Source organism: Sphingobacterium sp. InxBP1 (genome assembly GCF_026191775.1).
In the GTDB taxonomy this organism is placed as follows: Bacteria; Bacteroidota; Bacteroidia; order Sphingobacteriales; family Sphingobacteriaceae; genus Sphingobacterium; species Sphingobacterium thalpophilum.
Window position 1 is genome coordinate 291,339 of the sequence record NZ_JAINDX010000040.1, and the last position, 23,325, is coordinate 314,663.

The 23,325-nt window shown below is 41.9% G+C and carries 10 protein-coding genes; all 10 read right to left on the bottom strand.

Going from position 1 to position 23,325, the window contains the following annotated elements; translation table 11 throughout:
* Positions 1 to 23 precede the first annotated feature (23 nt).
* The 10 genes from K7A41_RS05635 to K7A41_RS05680 all read right to left on the bottom strand — a co-directional run bounded on the left by K7A41_RS05635 (position 24) and on the right by K7A41_RS05680 (position 23,316).
* Positions 24 to 2,426, bottom strand: a complete 2,403-nt coding sequence (locus K7A41_RS05635; protein ID WP_265712895.1) for an ABC transporter permease — start codon at positions 2,424 to 2,426, stop codon at positions 24 to 26.
* A gap of 234 nt (positions 2,427 to 2,660) precedes the next feature.
* Complete coding sequence (locus tag K7A41_RS05640) at positions 2,661 to 2,885, bottom strand: helix-turn-helix domain-containing protein (protein ID WP_265712896.1); 225 nt, start codon at positions 2,883 to 2,885, stop codon at positions 2,661 to 2,663.
* A 263-nt stretch (positions 2,886 to 3,148) separates the two neighbouring features.
* Positions 3,149 to 5,545, bottom strand: a complete 2,397-nt coding sequence (locus K7A41_RS05645) for an ABC transporter permease (RefSeq protein WP_265712897.1) — start codon at positions 5,543 to 5,545, stop codon at positions 3,149 to 3,151.
* A gap of 25 nt (positions 5,546 to 5,570) precedes the next feature.
* Positions 5,571 to 7,976: an ABC transporter permease gene (locus K7A41_RS05650; protein ID WP_265712898.1), complete on the bottom strand. Its 2,406-nt coding sequence runs from the start codon at positions 7,974 to 7,976 to the stop codon at positions 5,571 to 5,573.
* A 518-nt stretch (positions 7,977 to 8,494) separates the two neighbouring features.
* Positions 8,495 to 10,900 carry an ABC transporter permease gene (locus K7A41_RS05655; protein ID WP_265712899.1) on the bottom strand — a complete coding sequence of 802 codons (2,406 nt, stop codon included), beginning with the start codon at positions 10,898 to 10,900 and terminating at the stop codon, positions 8,495 to 8,497.
* Between the two features lie 31 nt (positions 10,901 to 10,931).
* Positions 10,932 to 13,316, bottom strand: a complete 2,385-nt coding sequence (locus K7A41_RS05660; protein ID WP_265712900.1) for an ABC transporter permease — start codon at positions 13,314 to 13,316, stop codon at positions 10,932 to 10,934.
* 356 nt (positions 13,317 to 13,672) lie between these two features.
* A complete protein-coding gene (locus K7A41_RS05665; protein WP_265712901.1) occupies positions 13,673 to 16,036 on the bottom strand; it encodes an ABC transporter permease in 2,364 nt (787 codons plus the stop codon).
* 18 nt (positions 16,037 to 16,054) lie between these two features.
* Entirely contained in the window at positions 16,055 to 18,436 is a 2,382-nt protein-coding gene (locus tag K7A41_RS05670) for an ABC transporter permease (RefSeq protein ID WP_265712902.1), read from the bottom strand.
* Between the two features lie 12 nt (positions 18,437 to 18,448).
* Positions 18,449 to 20,857, bottom strand: coding sequence for an ABC transporter permease (locus tag K7A41_RS05675; RefSeq protein WP_265712903.1), 2,409 nt, complete (start codon positions 20,855 to 20,857; stop codon positions 18,449 to 18,451).
* Between the two features lie 38 nt (positions 20,858 to 20,895).
* A complete protein-coding gene (locus tag K7A41_RS05680; RefSeq protein WP_265712904.1) occupies positions 20,896 to 23,316 on the bottom strand; it encodes an ABC transporter permease in 2,421 nt (806 codons plus the stop codon).
* Positions 23,317 to 23,325 lie beyond the last annotated feature (9 nt).

A 23,325-nucleotide genomic window follows, 5' to 3' on the forward strand; every position in this document is an offset into this window, starting at 1 on the left:
AACATACGGGCAAGGTAATTTACCTATTCATCTCTTAGGCTGTCTACCGGATTGGCACGGATGACTCTCCACGTCTGATAGCTAATGGTAACGAGGGCGATCAGGATGGCGCTTATACCCGCTAATATAAAGTAAAGCCAATTGATATGTATGCGATAATTAAAATCCGTAAGCCATTGGTTCATCGCCCACCATGCAACAGGTGAAGCGATGACCAGGGCTACAAACACCAATTTTATGAAGTCTCCGGAGAGCAGTTTCAGAAGTCTAAATGAGCTGGCACCAAGAATTTTTCTTACACCGATTTCTTTTGTACGCTGCTGCGTCACATATGTAGCAAGGCCGAAAAGCCCGAGTGACGCCACAAAGATGGCGATGACAGCAAAACAGGAAAAGATATTTTTTGCACGTTCCACGTCCTTGTACAGACCTTCAAAGCCTTCGTCAAGGAAAGTATAATTGATGTTCTGATTTGGTACAAATCTGTGCCAGGCGGCTGTTATTTCCGTCAAGGTCTGTTTCAGTTGTTCTGGTTTTACCTTGATAGCTATTATGGAAGGCTGTCCACGCAGCACCATGCCGAGTCCACTAAAACCCTGACCTTTTAACGATTCAAAAATAAAATTATCGACTACACCAATCACGGTCCAGGTACTACCGTTGGTGATCTTTGCACCGATGGGATTTTTCAAACCCAGATCGTCGGCCAATTTTTGATTGATGATGACAGCAGTACTATCCGAGCTCATCTGAGGATCAAAATTCCGGCCCTTTGACAATTTCAGTCCGAATGTGGTAATATAATCAGTATCTATTTCCCAAAATTGCCCCTGAATGGCCATATCCAGCTCGCGACGGCCTTCTTTCCAGAAGGGGTTGCCATTTCTTTTGGCACCGTCGATAGGTACAGGAAGAAAATCTCCTGTTGATACGGAAGTAACATTAGCTATGGACTTTAGCTCATTTTTAAGGCTTGCTATCTTGCCGGACAACGTTCCGGCGCCATGTAGTACAATGACCTGCTCCTTGTTGAATCCCAGATCCTTTTCCAGAATGTAGCGTATCTGTTGATTCGTGATCAAGGCGCTGATGATTAATGTTATGGAGATGGCAAATTGGAAGATCACCAAACCATTTCTAAACATGGATGATTTGGGGCCAGAAGTTTTGTTTTTCAGTGCTTCGATAGGCTTGAACCGGGAAAGATATATTGCGGGATAGATACCGGCAAGACCACCGATCAAAAGTATGGCCCCTAGCAGAGATAGCAAGAAGTAAGGTGAAGTCCACGGTATGGTTAGGGATTTGTTGGCGACATCATTAAAGATGGGCAACAGCAGCCAGCTAATAAACAAGCCAGCGACCAAAGAAAAAAGGCTATACCATATAGCTTCTGTTAAGAATTGCCTTACCAACGCTTGTCTGGTAGATCCAATTGTCTTTCGGATACCAATTTCTTTGGCTCTGGTAGCAGCGTTAGCTGTCGAAAGATTGACAAAGTTGATACAGGCAATGAATAAAATAAATAACGCTATGAGTGCGAAAGTCCAGACCATGCGGATATCGCCACGGTTTAAGGTACTGACTTTATCGTCCTCCACATCCGCGGATTTAAGATGTATGTCAAGTGCATTCTGTAACCTGATTTTTGCCTGGTTGAACAGAGGATTGAGTTTGCGTCCCGATTTTTGATATGCAGGTAGATAATGCTCCTTATAGTTTCTTAAGATCTCGTCCTCTGTCTGTTCAAGGTTCACATTTGGCCTTAGCTTAACATAAACGGTATAATTATTATTAAGCCATTGGATCTGTTCGCCCGGGTAAAATGGATCGCCTGCCAGTGACATAAAGAAGCTGTAACCCGCCAAAGTTGAATTTTGTGGCATATCTTCGATTACGCCGGTGACGGTATACGCTTTGGATTTGTTGTTGTTCAGGTAAATGGTCTGCCCGACGGGATCATTTTTGAAATATTTCGCGGCTTTACTTCTGGTAATAACTATCGTATTGGGGTTATCAAGGGCATGCGCAAGTTTCCCGAAAACCATAGGCATGGGGAACATATCCAAAATGGATTGATCGACGTAGACAAAGCCATCATCGTGAAAGCTTTCAGGATCATCATTGAGGGACAGCTGATTGCTGCCCGCACCGAATAAAGGATTGGGAAGCACGCGCCCCGATTGTTCTATCGTGGGAATCTCAGCTTTCAGTGTAGGAGCTACGGGAGCAGATAGGGATACCCAACGCTGGATTTTGCCCTCAATCGGAAGCTGTACGACGAGCCGATAAGTCCGATCCATATCGGGATAAGATTTATTATAACTTGTCTCACTTTTGATATAAAGTACAATGAGAATACAGATCGCAATACTAAACGCAAAACCTCCAATCTTTATAAAAGAATAGAGCTTATTTTTTGCCATACTACGCCAGGCGATTTTGAAATTGTTGCTTACCATAGCAGAAACCATATTAAGGTCCGATCGACCGTGATTAAAACAAATAGACAGCTAGACCTCATTCAATAGCGTTGCCATAATTGTAAGTATTTGTTTTTTAGCGAGTTTCTGTTTGGTTGTTTCCAATTTGCCTGTACGATTTTGAACAGTTTCCGTTCGGTATCGTACAGACAAATCGAAATGGGCTGGAAGGCTGGCTTATTGTTCTATTTCTTTGAGCTGCAGATGATCGCAGAGCTCGTACATCATTTTCGCGGGATCGGTATCGATGGCGAGGGCGATAAGGTACATTTCATCCAGCCGTAATTTCGATGTCTCGGTCATGGTCAATTCATTGATGCGGGCTTTACTAAGTCCTGTTTTTCGGGCAATCTGGGCTTTGTTTACAGATTTCTTCGCTAAAAATTCTCCAAGTTTTGTCATCGTTTATGTTGGTTCCTCTTATTTGTATAGATAAATATATAAAATGTTATTTTTATTTATACAAATGCTTTTGTTTTTGAAATATTTTCCATTCTTTTGTATTGAAAAACTATATTATTTAAATGTGCCAATGATGAAAACAGGGAAAATTCAAAATTGCTGCAAAGATCCTAAGCCATAGGTACACCAATTATAAACTTTCATTCCCAATCGGTTAATAATAAATTGCACTTTTGACTTCAACAACCTACGGCTTATTTTTCTTATTCGTCCCGTAAACTATTGACGGGATTGATACGGGCTGTCTGGAATATCTGGACAGCAATAATGCCTAAAGTTGTCAATCCGATAAACATTCCTGTGAAAACAAATAGAGTGATCGGAACATCGATATGGTAGTAGAAGTTTTCCAGCCATTTGTGCGTAAACCACCATGCTATGGGGAAAGCGATTAGAATAGCGATCAGCAAGAGTATGATAAAGGATCTTGAAATCATATAGGTGATTGTATTTACCGAAGCCCCAAGCACTTTGCGGATACCGATTTCTTTCACCCGCCGCTTTAGTGTATAGATGGCAATACCTAAGATTCCTAAGAAGGCAATCAGCATACTGGAAGCTGTAAACAGTGCCAATTGTTGGTACTGTTTTTTCTCTTTATTATACTGATGCTGTACCTGATCTTCCTGCCAGTTGATCTGCGCGATCCGGTTGGGGAAAAATTGGTTCCAGGTGTTGTTTACCAAGGCTAAAGCCTCCTTTTTCTTGCCTTCTTGTACGCGGATGAGCATACAGCCGCCTTCCCATTCCTGTTGTGCCTTGATCGCAAAGGGACCGATTGGAAATTTTAAACTTGCTCCGTTAAACTCTTTAAATACACCCACTGGTGTATTTTTTAAGAGCTCCGAACTTTTATTGAGTTTAAAAGGTAGCCGCTGGGCGGTTCCTTCGGAAATCAGCATGTTTGTAAATACTGGCTGCCCATTGTGTACAGAATCTGTATATGGTCTGTCCAGTGCGTAGTCTGCGCTTAAAGGCCGGCCATCAAGCAGCTTTATGCCCATTGTTTTGATATAGTCATAATCTGCATAGACAAATACAATAGGGAACTCTTTATTCGGATCATTGGGGTCTTTTACAATTTTAAAGTCCGCACTCCCACTAAAGGGAGTCCAGCTTGTAAGGCTGACAGATGTGATGTATGTTTTTTTTAATAGCTCCTGTTTGAAGGCCTGATCCTTTCCCTTCCAAGATGTATAGTTGATGGCTAAAAGATTTTTAGGCTCGTAACCAAGATCTTTATTGTACAGATAATGCAATTGCGCCCGCATGGACATCATACAGATCGCTACAACGATGGCAATGGCAAACTGGATAACCACCAATACCTTGGTAAATGCCATATTGAGCGGTAGTCGGAAGAAAGAGAACTGTTTTCGAAGTTCCAGAGAAGGCTGTGTTTTCGATAGAGACAAGGCTGTAGGTAAACTGCAAAGCCAGCCCAGAACAATCCAAGTGATTAATAGTCCAACAAACATAAATACGGAGCGCTGGTAATTCATGGTCAGCGGATGTTCTAGATATTGTTCAAATGCAGGACAGATAAGAACATAACAAGAAAATGCAATCGAAAAAGCGCCGGCAAAAAGTATGGTACTCTCCAGGCCCATTTGCATAATCAAATTTTTTCGGCTTGCACCCAATACTTTGCGGATACCGATCTGCTGTGTGCGTTTGAGCGCATGCGCAAAGCTCAGGTTGATGTAGTTGATACTGACTAATACAAGGATCAGGATGGCTATTCCCGCCAGCAGATAAATATCTTGCATGGGATTCTCCCATCCCGTAATGCTTTGTAAGTGTATGTCTTTGATGGGGTCAATGAAAAGATTGTGCCCTTTCGCCCAGTCATTCAATTTTTGAGCGTTGTACCATTTGTTTATCTTGGTTGAAAAGCTGTTAATATCAGTTGTGCTTTTGAGCAATAGAATTTGTGTTTGCAATGAACCAGTCTCTGTTGGATTGAATGCATTCATTTTGGGCATCAGCACGAAGGCTTCTGCCTGAAAGGAAGAATTATGGGGCATATCTTCAATAATGGCATTGACATAATAAGCTTCTGGTTCACCTTCTTGTGGTTTATTGTAGAATGTGCTTCCGAGTACATCTTTTCCGCCGAAATATTTTTGAACAGCGGAGGCTGTCAACGTGATATTTTTTGCGCCGGCGATGATCTGTTTCGGATTGCCGGCGATGATTTCTGTATCAAAAATATTGAAAAAACCGCTGTCAATTTCTAGGGTGCTGATTTCAGCTAATTGTTTTGAGAGCCTGTTGACCGTTAGTTTTTGCGAGTTACTGTTGATCGTAGTATACCCGAGTATTTCAGGGAAATTAGCTTTTAATGTTGCAGATATACCTTCAGGAGCCCCTGAAATATTGTTTGTGAAGCCTTCTTGCGTTTCTTTGGGCACTATTCGCAGTCGGTAGAGCTCCTTGGAGTTGCTCCATTGCCTGTCGTAGGAAAGCTCGTCAACGACAAGCGAACTGATTAACATAAATACCAGCAGCGCTATGGTTAAACCAACAAGGTTCGATAGCGAATAGATACGATTGTGTATCAATGTCCGCCAGGCAGTTTTAAGATGGTTCTGTATCATACTATTTATAGATTGGTTTCTCGGATTATTCCTCTCTCAATTTTTCAACTGGATTAAACCGGGTAGCCCGAAATACAATGGCACCAACCAATAGCCCCAGTATACTAAGCAGTATAGCTAAAGGTAACAAGTAGGTGAACGCGTTGATTTCTATTCGGATTACATAGTTTTGCAGCCAATGTTGCATGAGCATATAGCTTGATGGGACTGTGACTAGCACCGCTAGCAGAAATATGCCGTAGTATTCTTTTGAAAATAATAACATCAAATGTGCTAATGAGGCGCCCAATACTTTGCGGATGCCAACTTCCTTGTTACGGAGATGAATCGATAGCGAAATTAAGCCCGTCAATCCCAATATGACAATCAAAAGCGAAACAGCGCTCGCAATTTGTGCTGCATGTTGCAGTTGTAGTTCTGTTTCGTATAAACTTTTGATGCGGTCATCCATAAATTGATACTCAAATGGCGCATCGGGCATTAATGCTTTCCATTTCCTTTCCAGTCCCTGTACTGCGCTAGAGAGATGGCCCGGTTTTAAACGGATACTCAGGTATCGGTATTGGAAATTTTCATGGATATCTGTCCAGACAATCGCCGGAGATGCATGATGAAGAGAATTTGCGACAAAGTTCTCGGTGACGCCCACAATGGTCATCTTATCTTTTGGATCGTTCAGGGCAATCTGTTGACTAATTGCATTTTCGGCGTTACCGAAACCAAAATCTTCCATGGCTTTCTTGTTGATCACAACGGGTCTATTTGTGGCACCGGTCACCGCATTTTTGGGTAAAAAAGTGCCCGCCAATAGGGGGATTTCATAAGTGTCAAGAAAGTGACTGTCGCTGTTAATCCGTTGAACCTGTACTTCTGTATCGTTATTATTGCCAAAAGCCGCTTGCATATTGGAACCTAATAGTCCCGGGGTTTCATACGAAAGGCTTACAGACTTGACAGCCGCTATCTGCAATAGCTCGTGCCGGACCGTTTCCATCTTCCGGATTCCAGTTTCTGACCAGTCTCTGGGGGCTTGTACAGTCAATAGATAATCTTTGTTATATCCTAAGTCGCTGGTTATAAATAGACGAACTTGTTTGGAGATTATCAAGGTACAGACCAGTAGGAGTAATGCGACGGCGAACTGAAAAAATAATAACACTTTTCGAACCAATTGCTTATCACCCAACGCGGCGAATTGTTTTTTGACGGAGACAAGTATGTTGATATTGGACAGTTTAATTGCCGGATATAATCCCGCCAGTAGGCCGATCATTAAAATCGACAGCCCCAGTAAACCGAAAAAGTAACCTGGCAGACTGATTAAAGATGGAAGCTCACACATGAGTACCTGTGCAAACAGCGGGCTTACAAGGATATAGATGGGTAGACTGATCAAAGCGGCAATAGCCACGATAAGGATATACTCTGTCAACAATTGTCCGATTAATTGTAGCCTCGATGATCCCATAATTTTGCGTACGCCGATTTCCTTTAATCGCGTAATATGCTGTGCAATACTAAAATTGATGAAATTGATGATCGCCATGATCAAAATAAAAATTGCAACCCAACTCAAGGTATTGATCATCTTTCGTATTGCGCCCTGATTGTCGTCGAGATAGTAAGTTTTTAATGGCCTTAGATTTGGCGCATATTGATCAGCAAATTCTTTATCTTTATTTTTATGGACAAGGTTCAGTATAGCCTGATCTACCTGTTGAGGTGTTACGCCTGTCTTTAATTCGATATAACCTGCTATATAAGGATTGTCCCAATTATTTATCGAACGTCCGAAATAGGTTTCGTTAGCAATAGGCAAGAAAATATCAGCATGCATACCTTTTGTTAGATCCATAATGGCATTCTGAACATCCGTTTTGACAATAGCGGTGATCTCAAAATCATGCTTTTCACCGTTGAAATTTTTAATCTGTAGATTTTCACCCAGGACATTTACCTTTCCGAAATATTTTATTGCTGCTTTATCCGTGATGGCAACTGAAAAAGGGTTGTTCAGCGCAGTATTGACATTACCAGCTAAGAGCTCAAAGCCAAACATGGTCAAAAGGCTCGGATCACCGAGCGACATACCTTCTTCATAAACTGTGTTACCGTTGGACACTATACCTGTCAATCCATCAAGGCGGTAATAGTTGGCTACTAAATTCGGGTACTCCTCGTATAACGCCTTGGGAAGGGCACCAATTGTGGTCAAATTGATCCCAAACCCTTCTTTCTTATAGGTGCTCTGTAGTAAAAATTGTTGATCAATATTTTTTATCCTGCTATTTACCTGATGAACATCCCAGATGTAGGCGCCGACAAGTATCATAAAAGTGATGCCACAAGTCAGACCGATGAGATTGATCAGATTTTGGATTTTTTTCTTTCTAATATTCCGCCAGGCAATTTTGAAGTTGGTAAAGTTCATTATAACCGAAATAGTATAGTAATAAAGTTCGTCCACCTACTATAGATTAACAATAGGGAGGTTAGTGTATAACCCAAATGTTTGGCCAAAAATTTAAGTTGTTGATTGTTAGTGGTTCTGTCTTTACGTGAGGGAGGTATCTGTCCGATTTTGAACAGTAAATGTTCGTAGGTGAACATTGGATTTGAACTGATGTGGCGCTGACAATAGAGCCAATCGGCTAAAAAAATGAGGGACAAATAGGCGGTGGCATTGGCTACGTTAGAGGCGGCATTGGTCACTTTTCGCAATGCCGCGACGGAAGCCTTTTATCGAGATACACGTGCATATTGATCCCTAATCAAAAAAAGGTGGAGCTGGTCTATGTGTTGCGGGAACTGGCCAAATATGTGGATACGATTGCACATGGCGATCCGACGAACATCCAAAACATCCTATGACGGTTTGGTTCCCAAACCACTAAAACTTGCCGTTCGGACGGGTGATGCGGGCAGTGGGCGGATCAAGCTAAACCTTAGTTATTCATTCCGAAGGCTATCGACTGGATTCGCTAAAGCGGCCTTAATGGCTTGTGAACTAACCGTTAGTAATGCAATCAGTATAGCAAGTAACCCCGCAACAGCAAACATCCACCATTGTATTTCAATACGATAAGCAAAATTTTCCAACCATTTGTGCATGGCCCACCAAGCTATGGGTGAGGAAATCAGGATAGCGATAGCCACAAGTTTGATAAACTGTACAGAAAGCATCTGTGTAATACCGGAAATGGATGCGCCAATAACTTTGCGTATACCGATTTCTTTACGGCGCTGATTTGCCGTAAAAATAGCTAATCCAAATAGACCGAGGCAGGCAACAAAAATCGTCAGTCCAGCGAATATACTTAACAATCTTCCTGTCTTGACCTCAGCCTGATAGGTTTGGGCATATCGTTCATCGAGGAATGAATAGTTGAATGGAATATCTGTTGCGAAGGAATCGTATAGTGCTTTCAACTTTTTGACCAGTCCTTCGGTGTCATTTGTATGTGTCTTGACAATTAGACTTCCTGCCTGATCCCCAAGTACCATGACCAATGGTGAAATCTGTTCGTGTAGGGATTTGAAGTGAAAATCTTTGACCAGCCCGATCACATTATAAGTTTTGTTGTCCTTATTGGTCAATGTGCGACCAATAATTTCGCCTTTCCAGCCCAGATCTCTTGCTGCAGTTTCATTTACGATAATGGATAAACTATCGTTACCGAAAGCTTTCGAAAAACTTCGGCCCTTACTAAGCTTCATGCCCATAGCATCAATATATTCTTCATCTACGTCATAGCGTAGCGTCTTGACCCATTTTTCTGTGTTTCCGTCTGGATAGACAAAGAAGTTGTTGTTGGCAGATTCACCGGCGGGAAGATAGGATGAACGGGAGAGATGTTTGACACGGCTGTCCTCTGATAGAAGTTTGATATAGCTTTTTTCGTTTTTACCTAAAGGCCAACTTTGGATCACAATCACATTTTCCTTCTCATAACCTAATTTGATATGTCTTATATAACGGAGTTGCCAAGTGACAACTACAGTACAGAAAATGAGTCCCACGGAAATAATAAACTGAAAAACGACTAGACCACTTCTGATATTGAACCGTTGTGTAGATCGCACCAAGCGCCCCTTTAATACGGTCAAAGGATTAAAAGCAGATAAGTACAGTGCAGAATACGTACTCGAAAATAAACCGACCAATAATCCAAATGTGAGTAAGAGCGGGATCATGTAGGTGCAATCGAATTGATGAATTTCAATGGATTTACCGGATAGTTGATTAAATAGGGGAAGGCTAATGATAACGATACCAATGGCCAGCAATAAGGCCAGATAGGTCAGCATAATACCTTCAGTGAGAAACTGACGCATCAAGCTGTATTTGTTGGCTCCCAAGACTTTACGTACACCTACTTCACGGCTTCTTTTGAAACCGCTGGCTGTAGATAAATTCATAAAATTGATGGTTGCTATCAATAGCATAAAGAGGGCTATTGCACTAAAGATATAGATATACCGGATATCACCAGAAGGACTGAGATCGTAGCCAAAATTGGAATGTAAATGGATGTCGGTCAACGGTTGTAAATACAGACCAATGGAATTGCCAGACTTTTTGAAATCGATATAATTCATCCCGAAACCAGCCATAAACTGAGCACCGACATGTTTGTCAAATAGTGTTGCTAAGTTTTTTTCCAGATTTTTTAGGGATGTATTTTCTTTGAGCAATGCATAAGTAAAATATTCGGATGTCATCCAGGATTTCGAACGGGAGTCTTCCAGTGCCTCCATAGATGTAAAAATATCAAAATGGAAATGCGAGTTTTGAGGAATATCCTTCATTACTCCTGTGATCTTTAAGATATTTTGGTCATCTTTAATGGTTAGATTACGTCCTATGACATCCGTAGTCCCAAAATATTTGAGCGCAGTAGATTCAGATATTACAGCCGTATATGGCATTGTTACAGCAGTAGAAGGATTACCTTTAACGAAAGGGAGAGTAAATATTTTGAAGAAGGAAGGATCTACGTAAGCCATTTGTTCATCGCGAAACACTTTATTTCCGATAGTGAACAAGGGGGAGCCACCTTGTCGCAACCGTGCTGTTTCTTGTACTTCGGCTAATTCAGCTTTCATTGTGGCAGCGACAGGCGGCATGACATGAGCCTCATTCATTGTTCCGCCTTTTACTGTACCTCTGAAGATCACACGGACGATGCGATCTGCATGTGTATTGAAACGATCAAAACTGAACTCATCAGCGACATATAGGCTTATCAGCAAACAGACCGCAATACCCATGGCTAATCCGGTGATATTGATGATCGAGGTGGAAGAATTCCTTATTAGATTTCGCCACGCTATTTTTAGATTGTTCTTTATCATAATAGGGTTGTATTAGCTGTTTAGTTTTCTGCTATTCATCCCGTAAACTATCGACGGGATTAGCTGTTGCTGCTTTAATAGCCAATGTACTGACCGTAAACAAAGCAATCAGTGTCGCTAAACAGCCTGCTAATGCAAATATCCACCATTGTATATCGATACGGTACACATAATCTTCTAGCCATTGATTCATAATCCACCAAGCAATAGGTGAGGCTATGAGCAAAGCAATACCGATGAGTTTAATGAAATCGCGGGACAGTAGCTTAATAATTCCGAATACAGATGCACCAAGCACCTTTCGGATACCGATCTCTTTTTGTTTCTGGATCGTTGCGAAGGAGACCAGTCCCAGTAAACCTAAACATGCGATGAGGATCGCCAGCCCCGAAAATAAAGCTGTCAGCTTCATCGTACGTTTTTGACCCGCAAATTTTAAGGCATACTCTTCGTCAATAAAGTGGATGTCTATCGTGTAATCTGGATTATACTTTTTAAGTAGCGACTGGATCGCCTCTATATTTGCCAATAAGCTTTTAGCTGTGTTTAGTCGGATATGGAGATAATTTGCGGGAACGATAGGGCCCTGAATCATCATTGGTTCGATGTCTTGATAAGGTGATTGCCAAACAAAATCCGCAATAACACCAACTACGTGATAGGTACGCTGGTACTCGGTACCCTTGGCTACGGTAACATGAGTACCAAGGGGCGTGGATAATCGCATTTTGGAAACAGCAGCTTGATTAAGTAGCAAGGCGCTGGAATCAGAAGGATAGGTATAAATGTCGATATCTCGTCCCTGAATCAATTTGACCCCCATTGTCTTTGTGAAATCGACATCTGTCGCCATATTGTTAAAAACGACATCATAGTCTTCTGGTCGGTCATTGGGCCAGGAGTATCCCCAGCTATTGCTACCCGAACGACTTATCCGCCCCCAAGATTTGGTCATGCTCGTGATAATATTTTGTTGGAATAATTCATTCCTGAAAGCTTGGTAATTTTTATCTAAATTCCCCTCTAAAGGTACATATACTAGGTTGTCACGATCATATCCACTTTCTCGATGCTCGCCAAGGCGGATCTGCTGACCGATGATAAAAGTGCATATACCAAGACCTATCGATATGGTAAACTGTAGAGTGACAAGTATTTTTCTGGGCTGGAGACTGGATTTGGCCGTTACAATATTCCCTTTTAAGCTTTTTACCGGATTAAAAGCTGATAGCACAAAAGCTGGATATAATCCTGCGCAGAGGGAGCAGAAGAAAATCGTGGTAAGAAATAGGCAATAAAAGAATATAGGGTAATCTGTGATCGTAAGATGTCCGTTGATGAGCTTGTTAAAAGATGGGAGTGCTAAGAGAATCATCAACAGCGCTAATAGTCCAGCTAAAAAGGTTATGATAAAGGATTCCAATAGAAATTGTTGAATAAGTGATTTTTTCGATGCACCAACTACTTTGCGTAGGCCAATTTCTTTGGCACGCCTTTCGGCTCCTGCGGTACTTAGGTTGATAAAGTTGATGCAGGCTATCAATAGAATGAGTATGCCAATCAGTCCAAATAGCTGCAACGTGGTGATATTGCCCGCCACCATCTGTCCATTGATCGATTTGTTGTAGAGATGCCAACGGCTGGCAGGGTAGAGATAGATCGCTGCTTTTGTGGTGTTGTTAGTATGTTTAGCAACCAGATTTCCAATGTTCTTATTGACAGAGGCCAATAGTGCCCCTTCTTTTAGAAGCACATAAGTCTCATGATTATAGGCTGTCCATGAATCCGTAAAAGTCTTGCCCGTTTTGGCCAGGTAATCCAGAGAACAGATAAAGTCGTTTCCATAGAATCTGGAATTAGAAGGAATATCCTCGATAACCGCTTCAACAGTTAGGGAAACGGTGGTGTCCATCTCAACCCGGCGTCCAATGATATCTACCGTACCAAATAATTTTTTGGCAGTAGAAGCAGTTAGCACTAATGCATCGGGACGGGATAATGGGTTGGAAGAATTTCCTGTTAGGATTTTGAAATCGAAAAGTTTTAAAAAAGCTGCGTCTACCGCTATCCCTGAGGAGCTGAGGCCCGGTTCAGCATCGTGGTGGATAAGGTGGTTAATATTCGAGGTACGCACCACGTGTTCGATTTCAGGATGTTCCTGTTGTAAGATAGGACCGAGTACATGCGGGGTACCTCCCCAAGTATGCTGATTACCATCAAATACATCTCTTGTATATACTTGATAGAGACGGTCTGTTTGGGAGTAGAAGCGGTCAAATCTTATTTCTGAATTGATCCAAAGGGCGATTATCAAAGAGACTGCCATCCCCAAGGCCAGCCCTAAGATGTTAATAAAAGAGTATCCTTTGCTTTTCCAAAGGTTCCGCGTGGCGGTTTTGATATAGTTTTTGATCATGTTTCTAATATTGAGATCTGAGCATTGAGATTTTGGTTGTGCAAGCCGAAAGCCTGCGAACCTAGTCTATTGTCCCAGATCTGTCATCTCATGTCTGTCATTTATAATTATCTCCGATGAGCTCGCAAGCTCGGTTCTTAATCATTATATTGAGGTTTTGACTTTTTCATAATCTACTGTTTGGCCAAGCAATCTATCCTAGTTGATAGCGCTATGCTGATCATGTATACTATAATTCGTTAATTCAATCCGTTTGCCATAGATCTAACTTACTGGCTATTAGATGTTGATATGTTTTAAGAACCTGTTGTGTGTTCGGAAGCGGACAGTCTACTGTCCGTCGCCGAACATGTGTATTACTCGTTCCGGAGGGTGATCCCCGGATTGGCCAATGCTGCTTTAATGGCTTGATAGCTGACCGTTATCAGGGTAATGCCGAGAGCCGTCAATCCAGTAAGGCCAAATACAGTCCAGGTAATTGAAATACGATAGACATAATTTTCTAACCATGTTTCCATTAGCAGATAGGCAAGAGGGGCTGCGATGAGAAAACTGGTCAATGTCAACCAGATATATTCCGTGCATAACAATTTCCATAAACCAACTTCTGAAGCTCCGAGCACCTTGCGGATACCAATTTCTTTTTGCCGTTGTTCCGTTAGAAAGGTGACCAAAGCATATAGCCCAAGACAGGAGATCAGTATGGCGAGCGCTGTAAAAATACTGGTCAGGCTTTTGATGATTTCCATCTGTTCAAATTGCCTAGCATATTCTTTGTCCGTGAATGCATAATCAAAAATGAGATCTGGATCAAAGCGATTAAATTGCTGAGCGATTTTTTTCATCGTTTGATTCATATCTTGTTGCTCATTCAGTCTAAGTGTTATTTTGTCTTTTGGCAAAAAGTCAAGAAAATAGGCGGTAGGCGTAATGGATTTGAACGGGGATTCAGATAGGGTGTTCTGTATGATACCTATAATCGTATAATTGATTCCTCTCATGGATAGCTGTTTGCTTGTCAGATCCGTCACTCCCATAAATTTGGCCGCCGCTTCATTGATAATTACACCCGTAGAATCTGTTTTGAAATCCCTAGAAAAATTTCTTCCTTTCAAAAAGTTCCATTGTACGGTTTTGGCAAAGTGTTCGTCTACGGTGAAAATTCCCATAATGGATCCTTCTTTTGTTTCATTCCCTTGCCAGTTAAAACCACCGCCAGTTAAAGATAGCCGATTAATGGAGCTGGAAGAAAGAGAGGCATCTTCTATCAAACGGCTATCGATCAGTTCTTTTCGCAGGGCCTCAAAGTTTTTGGTAATTAATGCGCTGCTACTTTTGACGTTCACTAGGTTTGAAGTGTTGTAGCCAATCGGACGATCTTTTGTATAGTGCAATTGTTTTATCACCAGATAGGTAGCAATCATTAGAAAGATGGAAATAGCAAGCTGCACGATTACCATTCCCTTTCTAGTCTTGAATCCATTTTTGCTAATATTCATTTTTCCTTTAAGCGCAAGGATCGGGTTAAAAGAGGATAAGAACAGCGCGGGATATAGTCCTGCGAGAATACCTATAACGAAAGTTCCGAATAGAGCATACAGATAGAATTGACCGCGATTAAATGGAATGCTTAAGGAGGTATTCGTTGCAGCGTTAATCCATGGGAGCAGCAAAGTACTTAATAGGATTGCGATCAAAAATGCACAGGATACGGATAAGATGGATTCAACTAAAAAGCCGGTGATCAGCTGCCAACGGTTTACACCGACAGATTTTAGAATACCGATCTCCTTTCCTCTCTTTAGACTGCGGGCTGTACTGAGATTAATAAAGTTTATACTCGCCAACAAAAGAATAAATATACTTATCCAGGCAAACATCCATACATATTGAATCTGCCCACCGGTATTTTTACCATTCTTGAACGAATCATATAAATTCCACTTGGACATAGGATGCAGTAAAATCTCGGGGTTTATATCTGTAAGATTTGTTCTAAAGATGCTGGTTAGTTTATGCTCAAGCCCCTGGATATTTTGCGGATCCTCGATTTTGCCATAGGTACTAAAAAAGCAGTTTGACCATCTTTCGATACCCTCATTTTTCCTGAGGTAATCTACTAAAGGTAGGACATATTCCAGTTTGTGAAATGTATTGTTTTCGGGAATGTCCCTAAAAATACCTTGTATCGTATATTGTTCTTTTCCGTTGAGCTGTATAGTTTTTCCGATAACATCTGAAGTCTCCGATAAGCGGTTGGCTAATGATTCAGAGATAATCAAGGTGGAAGCTGCGGTTGGGGTAGCGATATTTCCTTGTATAGCTTCAAGGGAGAATAGTTCCGAAAATTTGCCCATTGCATAAAAGCCTGTTGCATTCAATTTTTTGTCCCCCATTTTAATGGCCTTACTTTCCGCATCAGTAATCAATGTAACATCTTGGATTTCATCTTTAAAATCCGATTCCAAAACCTTCGCCAGGGGGATAGGAGTGGAAGTTCCATCTGTCGATTTTTCATTGTTGAAAGTACCGGTCATCATCAACTGATGGATCGTATCATAGTTTTTATAATAATGGTTGAAGGAAAACTGCTTCAGGATCCACAGCGTACTCACCAAAGCAACTGCAAACCCCAGGGATAGTCCGACAATATTGATGACTGTATTTAAGGGAGTGCGTTTAAGATTTCGTAACGCAGTTTTTAAAAATAGCTTTATCATGGTGCCTGTTTTTTCTTTCTATTCATCTCGCAGACTCTTAACCGGACTAGCGACTGCTGCCTTAACAGATTGAAAACTGACTGTCAATAATGCAATGGCAATTGTCGCGCTGCCAGCAAACAAGAAGATCATTATCGGTACGGTGATTCTGAATGCAAAGCCTTCAAGCCAGCTTGTGGTAAAGTATAACGCTATGGGGATCGCGATAATATTTGCAATGAGGACCAATATCAAAAACTCCTTATTCAGCATTTGTATGATGTTCAATACCGTCGCTCCCAATACTTTGCGAATGCCGATTTCCTTCGTTTTTACCTGTGCGGTATAGGTGCAGAGGCCTAAAAGTCCCAAACAGGAAATTAATATAGCTATAGAAGCAAAGAAATTGAATAATGTACCCTGTTTTTCTTCATTGGTATATTGCTTCTGGTAGCTTTCATCCAAGAAACTATAGCTAATGGGCATATCATCGTAATAACTTTTCCATACCTCTTGTAGACTTGCCAGGGCCTCTTTTGTGTCGGCTGCATTTGTCTTTAGATACAACATGCTGCAATCTTTGGGGCTATATTGGAAAACCATTGGTTCGATTTTATACCGGGCGCTTGCGTAATTAAAGTCTTTTACCACGCCAATGATCGTCCCCGGCATGGTACGGATGCGCAACCTACTACCAATAGGGTTTTTTAATCCCATCTCGCGAACGGCAGTTTCGTTGACGATAAAATGTGCTGAATCTGCAGCTGAACCTGTAAAATTCCGACCCTGTGCCAACCTGATTTTGAAGAAGTCGAGCGTATATTGGTCAGAATAAGTGATGCTGAACCAAAGGTTTGAATTGCTGGGTTTGCCTTCCCAATCATTATCTCCTGTGGAACTACCCCCATAAACCATATCCCGGCCGAGCCGGATGACATCGTTTACACCTCGGGCTTTTAGAAGCTCGCCTTTGGCCGCATCAAAATGTTCTGCCATCTTTTTGCCCATGAGGACGGTCACAATATGATCTCTCTCGTAGCCAATATTTCTATGGCGCATATATTCCAATTGGCGCCCGATGACGATAGTCATAGTAACCAGTACAATCGAAACAGTAAATTGCAAGATGACCAATATCTTCCTGAAATTTGATTTTTTTATGCTTGTTCGCCCTTTTATAACGCGGATAGGCTTGAAATTGGAAAGGAGCAGCGCAGGATAGACACTTGCCAGGATAAGGGTGGCCAAGAGCATCAAAAGTATGTAGCTCCAAATCTGAATGTTAGAAAGAGTGAGAGTCACATGTTTGCCAGAGAAGTTGTTAAAGAGCGGCAGAAAGATGAAAGCTAATGCAATTGCCGCCGCAGCAGCGATAGCAAATAAAAGTGTCGTTTCCAGTATGAACTGAAAGAAGAGTGCTTTCCGGTCTGCTCCAATAACCTTTCGAATGCCGACTTCTTTGGCACGATGCAATGAGCGCGCAGTCGAGAGATTAATATAATTGATGCTCGCTATTAGTAGGATTAATATGGCGACTCCGATAAAGATGCGGACGGTCCCGATGCCACCGTCACTACCATCCATTTGGTATAGATGCATTTTGGCAAGCTCCTGGGTGATATAGGGGACCTTACCATCTTCAGGTTTGGCCTGCCCGTGAATTTTCTGTAATTTTTGGGCCACGGTAACCGCATCGGCGTCAGGTCTTAATCGAAGATAAGTTTCGAATGCAAAGTTGGACCAGTCCTCGTCCATTGATGACAAATATGTTTTATTGTCATAGGTTGTTTTGTTCTTGATATATGCTTGTTCATTGTATCGCGATAGGGGTAGGAGCACTTGGAATTGAAATGTTGAGTTGTCTGGATAATCAGCGATGACCCCCGACACCGTGCACAAATCTTCCATGCCCATGATGATCGTCTTCCCAATAGGATTTTCTTCACCAAAATAACGCTGTGCAGTGCGGGAGGTAATCACAACAGAATTGTTGTCAGGAAATGGTTGCTGTTGATTGCCTTGAATTAACGGAAAATCGAATACTGAGAAATAGCTCGGGTCAACGAAAGCAAAATCTTTTTCGTTGAATCTTTTGTCCTTGTATTTAATTGCGGCATCACCAATTCTAAAGATACGCACAGCATCGTCTACTTCCGGAATCTCTTTTTTTGCCAAGGATCCCACAGGAGCGATAATCGCCTTAAATATGCGTTTGGATATTCCTGTACCGCCCTCGATGCCGATTCTATAGATATTGCGGTGCTGGCTATGAAACCTGTCAAAGGATAATTCGTCCTGAATCCACAACAGTAGGAATATTCCTACCACTAACCCTGAGGTCAGTCCCAGAATATTAATGGCGCTATAGAACGTATTGGAAAAAATACTTCGCCATGCGGTTTTGATGAAATTTCTGACCATGATTTCCTCTATTTATTCATCTCTCAAACTATTTATCGGATTTGCTTTTGCGGCGGAAACACTTTTTGTTGATAGGACAAAACTTGCGAAAGCGATCAGCCCAAGAGCCGACAGTCCAAATGTCCATGGACTTATGGTTGTGCGGTAAGCGAAATCATTTAGCCAGCTATGCATGAAATAATATGCGATCGGAAACCCGATCAAGCAGGCAATGGCTACTAGCGAGAGCAGGTTTTTAAGTAGTAAAAAGGTGATTTGTGCGACAGAGGCTCCCAGGACTTTGCGTATGCCAATTTCTTTTGTTCTTTGGTTTGCGGTGAAAGTCGTAAGACCAAATAATCCCAGAGATGCGATTAAGATCGAAAGCCCCAATGCCCAAGACAGGAGTTTGGATAGCTGCTTCTCCTGATTGTAAAACTTTTGGATTATTTCATCGACAAACCGGAGGTCAAGCTCATCGTCAGGAAATAACACTTTGTAGTTTGCCGATATTTTATCGATGGCGTTTTTCCAATTTTCCGGGTGTTGCTCGTCCAGGGCAATATGAAGTACATAACCTTGTTTATTGCCGATATATAAAACCGGTTTTACCCCCTGGCGCGCGGATGCGAGGTCAAAATCCTCCATAACACCGACGATGGTATTCTGACCGTTCTCAAATGTTTTTCCGATGGCATCTTGTGGGTTTTGAATCTGTAATAATGCTAGTCCTTTTCGATTGATCAGAACTTCATTGGTTGAGTCGCGCAGCTGAATATTTCTACCTGCCACAAGTGGTATTTTATAAACCTTTAGGTAGTCTTCGTCACCAGAACGGCTATCAAATGTCAGAGGTTCCTTTTCTGCAGACTGATCGAAGCTCATGGAAGTTGTCATAAATCCATTCATGGCTGGGGCGATATTACCAAAGCTGACGGCTTTCACTTCAGGGAGCTTTCGAAGCTCATTTTTTAGCGCCACCCCTTTATCAGAATTATGGAATGCCCCGGGAATGTAGATATTAAGAACAGCGTTCCGTTCAAAGCCCATATCTCTATGGGATACGTAATCTATCTGTTGAATCACGACCAGCACACAGATCAGAAAGGTTTGAGCCATGACAAATTGAAAGACGGTCAGCACTTTGCGGATCCATGCACTACGGGATAGTTTGGTGTTTTTGGTCAATTGGTTTTTGAGCGCTAAGGCAGGAGCATATCCTGTCAGCACTCCTGCTGGATAGAAGCCTGCCAGCAGGGTTACGACAAAAAGCTGAGCCAGCAAAAATAGAACGATAACTTTTTTGTCCAACAATTCCAGACTTAAATTTTCTGGTATAAATCCTTCAAAAACCTGTAGGAACAATGGCAGTAAAACAACTGCCAAAATGGTCGCGACCAAGGTAATCAAAAATGTTTCACATAAAAATTGCTTAACCAATGTCGATTTTGGGCTTCCGAGCGTTTTACGTATTCCGATTTCTTTGGCCCTTTCGATAGACTGCGCTGTGGATAAATTCACAAAATTGACAGCACCTAATGCTAAGAGAAAGAAAGCCAATAGGACCAGATTGCGAAGTGTTTCGGGTTTGGTCGCTTCATAATTAAAAGCTGTATTGAAATGTACGTCAGCCAATCGCTGTAATTCTAACTTATCCGTATTTTTCTCGCCGATTTTATATTTGTGCTTTTTAAGTAGCCTATTGATGTTGTTTTCTACTGCATGAGCTGAGGTGCCGGGCTTCGTTTTTATCAGAACCTGGTGGGCATCGGATATGCTGTTCCAGGCTTCCCAATTAAACATTTGCTTTAGGTTATGATCTTGGGCAATTGTGGCAACTGAAATAAAGCTTTCAAAACTGAAGTCAGAGTTATGTCTGGCTGTTTCAACTATTCCGACAACCCGCAATGGTATGCTGTCTGCATAAACTATTGTTCTACCTAGTGCATCCAGCGGCGGGAGACTGCCATAGAATCTCTCCATCGTTTTTCTTGTCAATACGATGGTTCCTGGTTTGTTCAGTTGCTCTGCATCTCCAGACAGCCACTTATTAGGGAAAATGTTAAAATATTGGCTGTTAACGAAAGTAATACGTTTTTCTTTCGGAAATGTCTGATACTTGTCCGTTGCCGATGCGACTTTCAGTTTCGAAATAGGGCTGCGGTAGATCGGAACGACGGCTTCCAGATTTGGCAGTTCGTCCTCCATAGTTCTTACGAGAGGAACGAATACGCCCGCGTTTTTAAAATCCCCATTATTGACGACCCGATAGATCTGATCGCGGTCTGGTACATGGCGATCAAAACTATAATCATACTGAATCATTAAAAAAATCACCAATGTCGCTGTAATACCAATCCCTAGGCTCAGCACATTGATAAACGTGATCAACTTATGTTTTTTCAAAAAGCGATAAGCTGTCTTTAATGAAATGCTAACCATTGCTGTGTATCTTTAATTTCTTAAAAAAGTTGTTAAACTCATTCATCTCGTAAGCTATTTACCGGATTTGCATTTGCAGCTTTAAAGGTCTGAAAGCTCACCGTAATTAAGGCAATCACAACTGCAGCGAAACCTGCAAAAGCAAACATCCACCATTTGGGCTGTATATGATAAGCGAAGTTATCCAGCCATTTATTCATGGCGATCCAGGATAAAGGTGTTGCAATGCATAGTGCTACAACCAATAATCTGATAAAATCTGAAGTAAGGAGTAGCACCAGATTATAGATGGATGCTCCCAGCACTTTTCGGACACCAATTTCTTTCGTCCGCTGTTGAGCTGTATAGGTCACCAGCCCTAGCAGTCCTAAGCAGGCGATGAACAGAGCAAATCCAGAAAATGCGGAAAAAAGCCGCCTGAAATTGAAATCCGCCTCATACTGCCGGTTAAAACTTTCATCCAAAAAACTATATAAGAAGGGGCGGTGCGGAACAAGTTCAGTCCACAATTTACCTATCCGTTCAATTGTTTCCGACTGATTTGCACGTCGTATTTGGAGGGTGAGATATCGGCTGCTGCTGGGCTCGAGCCGTAAGGCCAGCGGCTCAATTTTACGGTGTAAAGAAAGGTAGTTGAAGTCTTTTACGACGCCAATAACCGTTCCTTCTTTTCCCCACTGCCGAAATTGCTTGCCGATAATATCCTGAGGATTTTTATAACCCCAGAGTTTGGCTGCGGCTTCATTGATCACAAGAGAATGTGCAGTATCTGTCGGGAAATCTCTTGAATATGCTCTTCCCGCCGCCATTTTTACACCGATATTTGGAATAAAGTCGACATCTACTTCATAAAGAAAAGGGGCAAATGAGGTCATTGTACCATCTTCGGAAATGATTTCCGTCCCTGCATTAGGAAGAAACGTCCCGGGGACCGTACGTGAGGCGGTCACCGATAGTATGTCTTTATCTTTGGCAAACATTGATTTGATGGCTTCGAGGTTGTTATTGACCTTTTCGTCAAAATTATAATCAATTACAAGACGTTGTTCTTTTTGGAATCCCAGATCCTGCTGTTGCAGTTGATTTAGTTGGGAGAAGACGATTACTGTTCCGGCAATCAATGCAATGGAAAGGCAAAATTGGAAAACAACTAATCCTCTGCGTACCAAGGCGCCCCCTTTACTGTTACCAAAGGTTCCCTTGAGCACCTTTATAGGGTTAAAGCTGGCGAGGACCAAAGCTGGGTAACTTGCCGCTAAAATCCCTGTGAACATTGTTGTCAGTATGAATATTGACCAGGTGGTGCTGTTCTGTAAGGCTGAATAGTTGATTTGTTTACCTGAGAATGTACCTAAAAATGGGAGGCAGGCCAGAACGATTACTATTGCCAACATTCCGCTTATCAGCACAAGTGTAAGGGATTCGGACATGAACTGGAAGATAAGGCTGCTTCTGCTAGCTCCGACGTACTTTCGGACACCGACCTCTTTTGCCCTTTCCATTGACCTTGAAGTGGCTAGGTTCATAAAATTGACGCAGGCGATGAGCAGGATAAATCCGGCAATGATCCCAAATATATATAAGTTTTGATAACTGCCAGTGGTGCCGGGCTGCCGGTCTGCCGCTGAATGCATATAAGCACTAAGCAAGGGTTCGATATGGAAATTATATCTCGCATTTGTATTTCCGTCCGGCGGAAGATGACGTTGAAGAAAATCTGGAATTTTTTGATTAAACTTGCCAGCGTCAAATTGCTTCGAAGTCAGAAAATAGGTGTAAAAGTCGACATAGTCCCAACCCTCCTTTTCGAAGATGCCGGGGCGCTGCTTTCTAAAAGTACTCATGGAAAGTAGGGCATCGAAAGTGAAGTGTGAATTTGCAGGTATATCTTGCATGACGGCAGTCACTTTATATGATCCCGCATTCGCCCGGCCCGCTGCCAGCCCGCCTTCCAAAGTTTTACCTATAGGATTTTGATTTCCAAAATACTTTTTGGCTGTACTCTCCGTCAATACCACCGTATAGGGATCTTTTAAGGCTGTATGCGGATTACCTGCAAGTACTTTCCAGCTGAATACATCAAAGGCAGTAGAATCCATGAAGAATACGTTCTCTTCCTGAAACTTTTTGTCCCCCTGTCTGAGCAAGATGGAGGTCTGACCAGAAAATTGAACCACCTTTTCGATTTCAGGAAAATCGGATTCGAGTGCCTCACCAATAGGAGCGTTACCCCATATTTGTTCCTGTTCGTTTCCACTTGGATCTTTGTATTCGTGAACGATGCGGTAAATACGCTCTTTGTTGTCATGATATCTATCGTAAGATAGTTCGTTCTGTAGATATATAACAATTAATAGGCAGCAGGCTAGCCCCATTGCCAGTCCAATGATATTAATCGCCGCATATCCTTTGTTTTTAAGGATATTTCGAAATGCTATTTTTATATAATTTTGTATCATTTTGGTCTC